This is a genomic window from Gallibacterium sp. ZY190522 (assembly GCF_054166015.1).
Window position 1 is genome coordinate 567,729 of the sequence record NZ_CM135118.1, and the last position, 12,532, is coordinate 580,260.

Annotated in this window: 12 protein-coding genes; 4 read left to right on the forward strand and 8 right to left on the reverse strand. The window is 38.1% G+C overall.

Annotated features, from left to right (window positions below; all coding sequences use genetic code 11):
- Positions 1-13: 13 nt before the first annotated feature.
- Genes ACXPAV_RS02650 through ACXPAV_RS02660 form a run of 3 tightly spaced genes read right to left on the reverse strand, consistent with a single transcriptional unit; the run spans position 14 to position 3,693 of the window.
- Positions 14-1,648: a hypothetical protein gene (locus ACXPAV_RS02650; RefSeq protein ID WP_458003941.1), complete on the reverse strand. Its 1,635-nt coding sequence runs from the start codon at positions 1,646-1,648 to the stop codon at positions 14-16.
- Between the two features lie 11 nt (positions 1,649-1,659).
- Entirely contained in the window at positions 1,660-2,085 is a 426-nt protein-coding gene (locus tag ACXPAV_RS02655) for a hypothetical protein (RefSeq protein ID WP_458003942.1), read from the reverse strand.
- Between the two features lie 18 nt (positions 2,086-2,103).
- On the reverse strand, positions 2,104-3,693 hold the full coding sequence (locus tag ACXPAV_RS02660; protein ID WP_039095675.1) for a hypothetical protein: 1,590 nt from the start codon (positions 3,691-3,693) through the stop codon (positions 2,104-2,106).
- A 233-nt stretch (positions 3,694-3,926) separates the two neighbouring features.
- On the opposite strand from ACXPAV_RS02660, the gene ACXPAV_RS02665 reads away from it, so the two are divergent.
- Entirely contained in the window at positions 3,927-4,067 is a 141-nt protein-coding gene (locus tag ACXPAV_RS02665; RefSeq protein ID WP_458003943.1) for a hypothetical protein, read from the forward strand.
- 31 nt (positions 4,068-4,098) lie between these two features.
- On the forward strand, positions 4,099-5,235 hold the full coding sequence (locus tag ACXPAV_RS02670; protein ID WP_458003944.1) for an RNA-guided endonuclease InsQ/TnpB family protein: 1,137 nt from the start codon (positions 4,099-4,101) through the stop codon (positions 5,233-5,235).
- Positions 5,236-5,374: 139 nt separating this feature from the next.
- Here ACXPAV_RS02670 and ACXPAV_RS02675 read toward each other — a convergent pair whose 3' ends face one another.
- Positions 5,375-5,863: a hypothetical protein gene (locus ACXPAV_RS02675; RefSeq protein WP_458003945.1), complete on the reverse strand. Its 489-nt coding sequence runs from the start codon at positions 5,861-5,863 to the stop codon at positions 5,375-5,377.
- Entirely contained in the window at positions 5,823-6,470 is a 648-nt protein-coding gene (locus tag ACXPAV_RS02680; protein ID WP_458003946.1) for a DUF4376 domain-containing protein, read from the reverse strand. The genes ACXPAV_RS02675 and ACXPAV_RS02680 overlap by 41 nt, the downstream gene beginning before the upstream one ends.
- 93 nt (positions 6,471-6,563) lie before the next feature.
- Here ACXPAV_RS02680 and ACXPAV_RS02685 point away from each other — a divergent pair, with 93 nt between their 5' ends.
- Together ACXPAV_RS02685 and ACXPAV_RS02690 are read left to right on the forward strand one after the other, a co-directional pair.
- Complete coding sequence (locus ACXPAV_RS02685) at positions 6,564-7,580, forward strand: tyrosine-type recombinase/integrase (protein WP_458003947.1); 1,017 nt, start codon at positions 6,564-6,566, stop codon at positions 7,578-7,580.
- Between the two features lie 303 nt (positions 7,581-7,883).
- A complete protein-coding gene (locus ACXPAV_RS02690; RefSeq protein WP_458003948.1) occupies positions 7,884-8,180 on the forward strand; it encodes a hypothetical protein in 297 nt (98 codons plus the stop codon).
- 756 nt (positions 8,181-8,936) lie between these two features.
- Here the strand turns inward: ACXPAV_RS02690 and ACXPAV_RS02695 are convergent.
- The 3 genes from ACXPAV_RS02695 to ACXPAV_RS02705 form a co-directional block, all read right to left on the reverse strand.
- Complete coding sequence (locus ACXPAV_RS02695) at positions 8,937-11,246, reverse strand: phage tail-collar fiber domain-containing protein (RefSeq protein WP_458003949.1); 2,310 nt, start codon at positions 11,244-11,246, stop codon at positions 8,937-8,939.
- Between the two features lie 78 nt (positions 11,247-11,324).
- The gene (locus ACXPAV_RS02700; protein WP_039095694.1) at positions 11,325-11,765 is read right to left on the reverse strand and encodes a hypothetical protein; all 441 of its coding nucleotides are present in this window, start codon (positions 11,763-11,765) and stop codon (positions 11,325-11,327) included.
- The gene (locus ACXPAV_RS02705) at positions 11,743-12,522 is read right to left on the reverse strand and encodes a hypothetical protein (protein ID WP_039095696.1); all 780 of its coding nucleotides are present in this window, start codon (positions 12,520-12,522) and stop codon (positions 11,743-11,745) included. The genes ACXPAV_RS02700 and ACXPAV_RS02705 overlap by 23 nt, the downstream gene beginning before the upstream one ends.
- Positions 12,523-12,532 lie beyond the last annotated feature (10 nt).

Here is a 12,532-nt window from a genome sequence, read left to right on the forward strand (position 1 = left end):
TATAAAATCCCCTTTACTTCGTTACTTCTGGAGTAATTATAACTTGTCGTACACAACCTTCAGGGTGCATTCTTACTTTGATATTCATTACATCTAGAGGTCGCATTTTATTTGCCACAGCCCCAATTTCAAAGCCAGTTGGCAATGTTTCAGAAACTGTTAACCAACCTGATTTTACGCAAGATTCTAAATAAGCTGTTCCAACTTCGATTGTCGTTTTGATCGCCTCTTGCATTGGAAGGAATAGTAAATAGTGTTTAGCCATTCTTGCAATATAGCGTTCAATGGATGTAACAATTTCAACTGCAGGTAACAGATTTAAAGCACTGGTATTTTTACCTAAAAGACTAATTACATCGTTGAAGATAAATGCACCGTCTGAATAGATAACTGGAGTAATACCGGCGGCAGCTAAATCTGATAATTCCTCATCGTTCGGGTTATATAAGACCTTCATTCCTTGCCGTTGAATTGGGTAATTCGCACCAGCAATTGGATATTGTTTCGGAGCTAAACCAAAAGCATTTAATTGTGCGTTTCTTGCTGCCGCTAAAGAGCAACGCAAAGCGGAAGTAGGCATAACAATTCGACCACTTACACCTGCAGGATCACGACATTCAACCGGATGCCATAATACAGAGATTAAATGTCCTTTTAAGCCTAGCTGTTTAATCCACGCAATCGCTTGTTTAGGCTTGAATGTTCCGTTAATATCAATCGCTACTGTAATATCACGATCGAACGCCAACTGTGCTAAAGCGGCACATAATGAGGTATTTTCAGAGCCAAAAGAGGATAACTGAATAAAACGCACGCTAGCTTGGCGTAAGCGTTCCACCGCCTCATTATAGTTTTGAGTAGTGAAAGAGGTTGAACCTTCTTCAAAAGCGTTTAACACGTCAGAAACGACTTCACGTTGAATGCCGCTCGCATTTTTACCGTAAGCCATTGTGTCTTTAGCAATTACCGCATCAGCCGCAATGACCATTTCATAATCTTCTGAAGAAAAGTTTTCGACAATGCTCGCTAAATCATTAGGATAACCATCAGCGTCAACAGAGTTACTATCAATAGAACCGGTGAAAGAATCAAGTTCAGTTCCGTTTCTATCCATAATTCTTAAAGTAATATCTGTAGCATCCTTTTCTGTTTCGCCGTCGTCTTCATATACCGCTTTAGCAGATACGGCAATTTTAATACCGTCATTAAAACAACCTAAATGCTTGATAGCAAATAAAAAGTTTTCTGTTGGCTTTTCATCAGCTACTTTAATATCAAGTTTAAACCGTTCAACCTCTACAGCATCTTTCGATTCACTTTTCTTAACTACTACCCATTTCACTTTTGCGTCAGAACCAACTAAACGGCTCACTAACACACGCTTCGCTCCTTTTTGAGTAGCTTCCATAAGCAGAGATTGTGCAATGTTAAGAGGGTTTTTCTTGATTGATTCAGGCATTCCCACAACACGATAGAAGTTTGCTTTATAGACCTCGAAAGCACGATCGATCGGACCACGTGTTAAGCGCATTACACCGGCGATTGTTTGTTCTTCCACAGCGTCATAAGCTAGCCCACCTGAATTATCTACAGTAGGACCTAGCTGCACACCGGGTTCATTCCCTAACTGTCTTGTAAAATCAGCCATTTTATCCTCCGTTATCCATTATTTTTTTTAGAATTGCGTGTCTTTTTTACAGCATTAGCTTCTTCTGCTTCTTCAGCTGCCGGTTGTTCCTTTTCAGCTGTTTCAGCTGCCGGTTGTTCCTTTTCAGCTGTTTCAGCTGCCGGTTGTTCTTCTAAACCGTTGATTTCTATCACTTCTTTAAAACCGTGCGCTTTTGCAATGTATTGCATATCAGTAATGAAATTGCGCAATAAAAAGGCTTTATCAAAAATAACTTCTGATTCATCGCCGACTTTACCTTTCGGCTGTAAAAAAATGGGCGGATGACTCATTGTGGAAACGATTTGAATCGGTGATAAATTTCGTAAGCGTAAAGAAACAGGGAAGTTAAACTCCCCGTGTTTCTGTAACGCTTCGTTGATCACATCGTCTTGTGAATTGATTCCAATAATCAACATAAGCGTATCTCCTTTTAATTAACCTAAAGCGGTGTTAGTTACTGTGATTGAAGCGTATGATTTTGCATAATCGCTGTAAGGGTTTTGTGACAAGAACGCTTTTCCAAGTAACCAAGAGCCAGAGTTAGGACTATCTACGGTCGGATTAGCAGGCTGGATTTGAGGCGGTGTGGCATCACCGATAATGACTGGATTAAATGCACTGTTGGACGCATTAGCCCCGATTAACAACATATTAGTTCCAGTGCGCAATCCTTTTGGTGTGTAGTAAACTTCATATTTACCGGCTAGGCGACCTAAGCGATATGCACCGGCACGATCTTCAATGCCAGACGGCACGAAGTATTTCGGATCAAGCGCAAGTAAAATTGCACGCACTTTTTCATCAACATAAATATGACTTACGCCGTGAGAACCGTTGGTGTTCGCCATATCTTGAGAAATTTTGCCGATCATTGCTAATAATTCAGCAGTGATTTCAGCTGTGCTTTTATTTTTACCGGCTTCGCTCCAGTTGTAGTCAAAAGTCGCACTTAAACCATTATGTTTACCGATTTCACAACCGTCTGATAACGCTTTATAGAGGTTTTCTTGACTCAATAAAGAACGTGCAACCATAATCCCTTCGAATTTCGGATCAACCCCGATTTCATTTTGGAATTGACTTAAAGCCTCAGGAGTTACGACCACTTTCGCACGATACGGAGTTGCCCACAAAGAACGTGTAAATGTATCGGTTTTAATTTCCGGAGAAGAGTAATTGGCGGAATTAGCCTCAACATTCAAGTAGCCACGCACTTTTACTTCATCATTCGCTTCCAATGCAGGGTTGAAAGTTACTGTAGCTTCACCGGTTTTAATATTAATAGTTGCGCTAGTGATGTTGATTTCTTTATCGTGCAATGAGAAAGCGCCAGAAAAATTATCTTTTTCTGAAGTCGACATTTGAGATGTTGCAACAACAATACCATTAACGATCAATTCAGAACGTGCAGAATAGAGCGGATGCGGTTGAGCTGATTGATCGCAGGTATCAAGAGAAGTCATAATCGGCGTAATTTTACCGGTATAGGTCGCCTGATCTGAACTTTCCATTTTGTGAGTGCGATCTGAGCGGATGAATACATCACCACCAGCTAAACCGTCTAGTAAAGTGTCCGCCTTATACATACCGCATTTATTGCCGGAGCTGTGAGTAACAAGGATAAATTTAGCTTCGCCACGAGTATCAGCCGGTAAGTAATGAGCAAAAGGAATAGAGGACATAATCGCCGCACGAATGGAAATAATCGCATCACGAGGAACTAAAGCACGGCTATTACTTGCTTGTGAATTAGCAGAAGGCTCGCCGGAAAGAATATCATCAAGATAGAACTTACCTTGTCTGACCGCAGAAGTAACAACTTCGACCGAAGGCTCAACGCCGTGCATTCGTTTATAGTCTTCAATACCATCAAGAATAGCTTGTTTTACTGAGTAACGATCGTCTTTGTTAGTCTTATTGCTGTTATAAACAGCATCAATAGCATCTTCTGCGTCTAGATAAACCTGAGGTTTATTCTCTCCATCAATATCTTTTAAAAAAGCCTCAAGAGATTTATTGGACATAACTTTTTGTCTCCTTTTTATTTAAATAAAAACTGTTTCGACGTGTCGCAAAAGCGACCGCCTTTGCGTACGTATATATTTTTAAAGAGAAAAAAAGTTAAGAATTTCTATTTTTCCTGAAATTGTAGTTTGCGTTGAAAAAAAGATAAAAAAATTAAAAAAGTGCTTGCATTATTATAATGTGCATTATGATATAACTACATCAAGACAAGATAACCACAAAGGAGAATATTATGAACGCAACAACAGTAAAAAATTTATTTAATTTATCAAACAGTGCCGTAAAACTCTGCCCTTCAGGGCGGAGATATAAGGCACAAGCGAATCTGGCGTTTGTTGTTGTCGATGTTGGCGAAAAATCAATAACAATATAAAATAGCACCATTTTTACACTCCTATTTTTGTATGTTACTCCGCAAAGCTTTTAAGTTCGAGATAATGCCCAACGGCGAACAAAGTCGCAAAATCAAGCAATTTTGTGGCTGTTGTCGTTTTGTGTTTAATCGGGCATTGGCGTGGCAAAATGAGCAATATCAACAAGATAATAATCAAAAATTCAGCTACAGCAAAATTGCCAACTTACTTCCGCAATGGAAGAAAGAGCTAATTTGGCTCAAAGAATGTCATTCGCAAGTGCTGCAACAGTCGTTAAAAGACCTTGAAAAAGCGTTTAAAAACTTCTTTCAACAGCGAGCAGACTTCCCAAAATTTAAGAAAAAAGGTTTAAAAGAGCGCTTTCGCTTTCCGCAAGGTTGCAAACTGGAACAACAAAATAACCGTTTGTATCTGCCAAAAATTGGCTGGGTTCGTTACCGTAACAGTCGTGAGGTCGTTGGAGAAATTAAAAATGTGACGGTAAGTCAAAAGTGTGGTCGCTTTTTTGTCAGTATTCAGACTGAATTTGAATATCAAATTTCAATACACAACGGCGGTGAAATTGGTATTGATATGGGTGTGGCTCGTTTTGCTACACTTTCAAACGGTGAATTTTTTACACCGTTGAATGCGTTTAAAACCTATAAAGGCAAATTGGCAAAACTGCAAAAACGGCTTAAAAGCAAGGTCAAATTTAGCCAAAATTGGCAGAAATTAAAGGCAAAAATCGCCAATTTACATCATAAAATCGCTAATTGCCGCAAAGATTTTTTGCATAAAATCTCAACCCAAATCAGCAAAAACCACGCAATGATTTACATTGAAGATTTGCAAGTGGCAAATATGTCGAAATCCGCCAAAGGCACAGCAGAGCAACACGGCAAGAATGTAGCCGCAAAATCAGGATTAAATCGAGCCATTCTCGACCAATCGTGGTTTGAATTTCGCCGTCAGTTGGACTACAAAACCCAATGGCAAGGCGGATTTTTGGTTGCCGTTCCACCGCAAAACAGCAGCCGAACTTGCCCTTGTTGTGGTCATATCTCAAAAGAAAATCGCCAAACGCAAGCACATTTTGAATGCGTAGAGTGTGGCTACACAGAAAATGCGGACGTGGTTGGTGCGATGAATGTTTTAGCGCGTGGGCGAGCAATCGTTCAGGCATAATGAAAAGCAGGCGAGGACATCGCCGTAGCGCTTGTGAAGTGAACCTCGTTAGAGGTCAGCAGCAAGAACCCACCGAGAGTAGCCCATTGCTTGCAATGGGCACTAGTAGGAATCCCCGTCCTTTAGGGCGGGGAGGATGTCAAGCGTTTTTGCCAAAAATTGCAGCTAAATCATTAGGGGAAAACCGCCACGCCTCTTTTAATCCGAGTAATTCTGCTGCAAATTCTGAACAAAAATACCGGTCTGAACGGTCTTTTGTTTTAAAAACCACGCCTAATGCGCCTATAAAATCGTATTTTTTCCCTTTCACCTTGTCGAAGAAAATTCTTACTTCATTTTCAGTGATATTTAATGGTATCAAGTCCCATTTATCATCAAGCGCAATCATTTTACAGCGCACGCCTTTATCACGGATTGAAGAGCTATAGCAACAGTAATAGGGTGAGTCTACTTTAACTTTAACCGCAATTTCACAATGTGAATATTTTCCTCTAGTTAGCTTTCTAGTGAGATAATCTCCAATTTTAGCCTTTAAAACCTCAAAACCTTTTCCCTCTCTATTGCCTTTATATAAAGCTAAGTATATGTTATTCTTCATAAATATCACTCCAACCAGTAAAATAGTCATACTCAAGCGGTTTATCTGTGTTGTAAACCGCAAAACGGTGAATTTCAGCATTTTGAAAGTCGTGTTGTTCTTTCTTGATAATTTCATTAATGATAATTTCAATGGAATCTTTATTTAATTTCACAAAGGTATTATCCATTGTTTTCCATTCTAAATCAGTCGGTAACGTGGTTTGATTTTTTAAGGTTGAGTATTGTAATTTCGAGTTATCATCGGTATGAAACCATTTACCCAATTCCTCAACGTAAACACCACCGCTAATTCGCCTTGTGCGTTCCTGCTTAATCTGTTCCCATACCTGATCTTGTTGCCGCTTGATTAATGCTAAGCGTTTTTCTTCATCAATCACCCATTCTGTGCCGTTCCATTTGTGGATTTCACTAGGTTGTGTTTCTACTTTACCGTTGTACCAGTAAGTGTTCTGATTGGTAAAAACAGCCTGAATTTTACCGTCTGTATCGTGGATATAGATATAACTAGGGTATTCAGTGCTAGCCTTTTCCTTTAATTCTTCAATCGTTTTATACGGATAAATCAAAGGGAAAGACGTTTCACGCTTTCTAGTCTTAGGATTTACAATAATTAAATATTCAATCGGTTTTTCCATTTTTTGCCTCTTTTTTATGTGAGATGAATAAATTTTAAGGTTGCCATACGGCAATAATTTTTTATTTTTCCAATGTTAAGAAAGGAGTTTAAAATGAGATTACCTAACGGTTACGGTAGCGTTTTTAAGTTAAGCGGAAAGCGGAGAAAGCCATTTATCGCAAGAAAAACAATAGGATATAATGAAAATAAACGGCAAATTTATCAGAATATTGGCTATTTTGCGACAAAAGAAGATGCGCTAAATGCGTTGGCGGCATTTAATCAACAAGATATACCTGAGCCGTCAATCACGCTAGCTAAAGTATTTCGATTGTGGTACCCGGTACACTGTAAACAAGTCAGTAAATCAACGGCGGAAAGCTACAAGAATAGCTACAATCATTTAGAATCAGTGCTTGCTATGCCTATCACATCAATAAAATACCGCCACTTACAAGCCGTTATCGATAAGATGAAAGAAAAGGGCTTATCTTACGCTAGTATGAAAAAAGTCAGAACGCTAATCAATCAATTATTTGCCCACGCCATCATTAATGAGTGGACGGATAAATCTTACGGACAATATCTGAAAATGGGGAAAAATATACCTGTAAAACCGCATAAACCCTTTACTAGACAACAGATTAATAAAGTCTGGAACTCAACGGAAGATACTGATTTAACACTAATTTTACTCTATAGCGGAATGCGTATCGGTGAGTTACTACAGATGAAAAAAGTGAACGTTAACTTAAAACAAAAATACTTTGACATCAAAACCGCTAAAACAAAATCGGGTATCAGATTAGTACCAATACACGATAGAATTTTGCCTATCGTGCAAAAGAAAATGAAAGAAAAAGGTAAGTATCTATTTTCGGATGAAAATTTAAATCCGCTTACTTACTCAAAAGCTATCACTATCTTTGACAAAGTAATGAAGTCAATTAAAGCGAAACACTCTAGCCACGATTGCCGGCATACCGTAGCTACATTACTAGACGGCGCAGGGGCTAACAAGATAGCAAGAGATAAAATACTGGGCCACGCCTCAAACAACGTTGGTGATGCGGTTTATACACATAAGTCATTGATACAATTAAGAAAAACGATTAATTTACTGAAATAATGTAGTTATTAGTTTGTTTTTCAGCAACGCACAAACACGCATAAGTTATTGATATATATAAATTTATGCGTGTTTGTTATTTGTGTATTACAAGGCCTACTTTTAAGATTTAAATATTGTTTTTAAGGCTTATATTTATAACGGTTATTGTTGTCCAAGGGGGACAATGTAACAATGATAATATTGATTTTTTAATCTCTAAGCCTATCAGCGCCAAAACTATCTATTGTGATGTTGTAGATATAGGACCAAGCAAGCCAATCTCTTTTTCTCTAACCATTAGTCCTAGCCAATCGTCATTATATGTGTGGGTTAGATCTAGCGCCAAAATTGGTGTATGTAAGTGGATTGATTTCGGAGTATAGCCAAGGGGGATTTGTTGACATCTTCAACGCAACAAAAATTACTGTTAAATTACCCATTTATGTTAATAAAGTGCTGTTTGCGACAAATGCACAAATTGAAGGAGTAGCAAGTAAAGCTCCAGATATTTTTTATGGATGGCATCAAGGAGGGGCGGATAACAAAACTGAAATAGAGTTTTTAACAACTTTTATTACCAGAGATACTCAACAGTGGATTATTATTGCTTATTCCTAGCCAAGGGGGATACGGAACTATAGCTATGATTAGCGGATATTTTGCAAAACGGTTAATACAGCTACCTGTTGCTTATAAATCTGTGAATTTTTACAGTGGCGGTGAGATGAATCTTGGAATGTCTAACAAACATCTTTCCAAAGACACAGAAAATTTATCTACTACATCATTTGAATTAATTGTGTCGTCTGGAATAACTTATGACTATAACTTGATATTTAGGTGGATAAGTATCGGTATATAGCTCTATCCTATCGCCAAGGGGGATTTTTTTACATAGCACCTAATACATATGGGACTATTGTTAAAATTCCAATCATTGTCAAAAAAACTCTTTTTGCCATAAATGCACAAGCTGAAGGAAATACAGAGTCAGCAATCCAAACATTTTCTACTTGGCATGTAGGTGGAGCAGATAACAAAACTGCAATACACTTTTTAATTAACAGATTGCTGTCATACCAAGACTCGATGGAGTGGATAGCCATTTGTATTGCTTAAATACCAAAAGCAATCCACCTTAAGGGTCCGTAATATATTGAGGTCATATTCATCCACGGCGAGTTGATTATAAATATAGTTTTATCAGTATAACGGATAAATGCTCCGTTATCAGAGTCAGCGCTACCGCCGCTAACAACACCAGCTGTAGATGATAAGATTGGTGTTAAACTATTTTTGCTAAAGTTTATTGGGTATCTGATACTAATCTCTGCGTTATTGCTAAGTGCAAACGAGGTAACATTTCCCCCTTGGCTACACGCCAAAGGTAAAATATTTAACAGCACCAGCGTATGGTTTACCAGTATTTAAAAAGCGTATCAATGATGTCGAGTCTTTTTTCCCATAATTCCACATAAATAAAAATGAATCTACAGCTCTTGTTGATTCTTTATATAGCACATCATAAGCAAGCGCGGACAAGCATTCTGTTTTGAACTTAACCGGCAATGTAATATCCGCATAATAGGCATTACAATCAAAGTGTCCCCCTTGGATAATTAGACCACCATAAAGCGGGCCAAAATTAATCCACCACGCATTAGCATTTGAAAAATCGTAACTTACACCTAGTGGAGTAGTGCCGGATTGCCCCCAGCTATTGACTATATTTTTTAATCCGTCACGGTTGCCTGTAAATAAACAGTTAAACGCATTAATTACTTGAGATAGTGAGCGGTTGCCATTAGAGGCTAGTAAAATATCATCAACAGTTAATTTACCTGCTAGGCTTTGATTCCCTGATGTGTTTAATTTTCCGTTATCTTTGTTGCCTCTAACCGTTAAAACCCCGGAACTATCGCTGTAAACATCAACTAAGCCAGTACCGGTTACACGTGTAGAAGAGCCTACGGCATTAGCCGCACCGCCTCTTGTTTCGACAACGTTAAGGTAAGTATTACCGTTTGATGTTGTAGTATTAGATATACCAGTTGATGATGTGCTAGTAACAAGCCCGACTGTCAGATTATCTGCTGTATTAATAGATAAATTACCAGAGCCGTCAAAAGATCCTGACCCCGACACCGCTCCTGTCAACGAAATTGTACGCGCAGTTGCTAATTTGTTAGCAGCAACCGCCGTCGCAGTAGCGCCTAATTTTGTGTTGGCAACATTTAATGCATCTACCGCTTTATCATAAGCGGTTTTGACGGCTTTACTGGTCGCCACGGTATCACTGCTGGCTGAAGTGACGGAATCGGATTTTTTACTGATTGGAATAGCGGCATTGGCGGTCGTTTGTGCCTTATTCGCCGCCGTTTGTGCCGCATCGGCTTTATTCACGCCGTCTACTGCTTTGTCATAGGCAGTTTTGACGGCGTAACTAGTAGCAACAGTATCAGAACTAGTAGAGGTAACGGAATTACTTTTATCAAGATTGGTTAAAAATTTAACCCAGCCCGGTGAACCACCTGTTGCTTGATAATGGAAATAAATAAACTGCGCTTTTATTGTTCCACCGTCATTATCTACAGCAGGGAGTGTGGTAACCCTAATCATATAATTATCTACATTTTCAGAAATTACCTCTATGACGTTTCCTGCTAGCTTAATGTCCCCACAGCCGGTATCTTTAATTATTTTTGAATAATTCCATACAAAAGATTGTTTTAACACCCAGTGACCAGGACGGCTAAATGCCCCATTCGTCTTTAACCAAGCTATAAACTCCGCCGTTGTCCAATCGCCTGACGAACCTTGATTTAAATTGTATTTAAAATTAAAGTCTGAAACAGGGCTGTCGATAGAAATGACGCCATTGGAACTGGAAACGTTTGTCGCTCCAGTGCCTTGCAAGCGAACACTCGTACCATTAGAAGTTTTTTTCTTTCCAGTTGTTTCAACAACATTAATGTAAGTATTTGTATTATAAGAATTTGAATTTGACGTAAAAGAACTTAATGGAGCAGTCACCAATCCAGTTTCAACAGTTCCACCACCAGTGATAATCCCTTTATTATTAACAGTTACGCTTTGATACGTTCCGGCATCGACGCCGGTATCAGCTAAACCGATAGCAACATCGGAATTTAATGAACCTCCACCAGTAAGCCCATCACCAACGGTAATTTGTGTTGTTTTCTTAACGTATTGAGGATGTGGATCGGCTGCTTGTTCGTGTTGAGAAACAATAAGTGAAAGTAGGTCTTTTTTCTCGTCAAATACAACATTAACACTGTCTGTATCAATCGTATCAACAGTAAAAGTAAAGCTCACAGTAGTATCGATTTTGTCGGAAATATAGAAAGGCTCAATAGTGCCACTTCCAATAGCAACCAGGGTGTTATCTTCCCATAATCCAACTTCTTTAGCCCAGAACGGAGTGCCTTGATTAGCTTTAAAAGTTGTTCTGAATTGAATTGAATAAGGATTGGGATTTCCACTGTGAACGAGAGTAGTGCGATATTTTTCAGTTTTTAACTTAGTTTCCGCACCTGTTACAGTGTACGAGCTATCACCTAGAGAAATATGCGTAATATTTAGAATAACGGTTTGACCTTTTCGGTCTACCATTAATTGTCTACCCACGTTTGTGAAAATAAGATTTAATACTTGATTCGCCATAAAATAACCTTAATTACTGAATTTTTCGGTTATATTATGGCGTGATAAAAGGACTAAATTTTTATTTTTCCTGTCTGATTAAATCGAGAGTAAGTCTTCTTGAAAATTAATAACATTTTGATAAGTCAGAAGTTTTTCAGCTAAGTAACAAATTGCGATAGTACATATTTGTTCATTTGGAATATCTGGATAAAGGCTATAAGTTACGCCATTTTCTGTTATTTTATCTAATTGAATAGACGGTCTAACCCTCTCCATTCCACCGGAATAAAAAATAGCATTTTTCGCATTAAAAACATTAAATGATTTTATAGCGTCCTTAAATATTGTTTCATCAAAAAAATATTCATATTCATTCATTGGGATATTTGTAATGATCGACGCATCTTTAATTCGTTCAATAACCGCTTTATCTGCTTTTTTTAGATAAATTGCGCCATTATCCGTGTCTAACGCTCCAATTAGTGTAGACGGTCTGCCTTGAAAACCGCCGATATTAGCTTGCAACAATAAAAGCATTTTCGTCCTCAGAAATTAATAAATTTTCAATACCATTTTCGCTAATTACTGACTTATAAATATCGTGGCGTTCATTCGCCTCGTCTTTTAAAATAATTTTTGTTACAACCGGCAAATAAGGCGCAACTTGTTGATTCTTCTCATTAATTTGACCTAGAAAATACGGCGTGTGACAATTAAATGTAATATCGAATGTCAGAATGGTTAAATTATCCTGCCCATCAATCGTCTGTGTTGGTGCGAAAATATTATTATCCTCAATTGACATAGGAAAGGCGTAATTAATACCGTTATAATCGGTTACGGCATATTGATGTCGCACATCATAACGAGCGCAATATAATTTAAATTGACTAGCAAAACTAAAAGCGGTTTCTTCATCTTGAGAAAACAACGCAATCTGAACACGTTGATCGTGTTTATCCAATCTGAGATTAAAATAATTGCCTTGATTATCGCTCACGACGTAATTATGTTGAGAAATAGTCTTCCCTTTTTCTAATCCGCTAGAACTATATTCTTTACCAAAACCCATAATAAAAACAGGCAATTTGTGATGATTTTTATCTTGATCTGGATTAGTTCGCCACTTATTCAGCATAGCCTCAGCCTGATCAACCAGTCGCCCTGTAACAAGTTTAAATTTACTGCTAATAGGTCGTTCATTAAACGCTTTAATACATTGATTTGTTGGCATAACCTCATCAAGAAATTTCTTAAAAAAGATAACTGCACCTTCTTTAATTGCTGGCGTCATTTTTTACCTC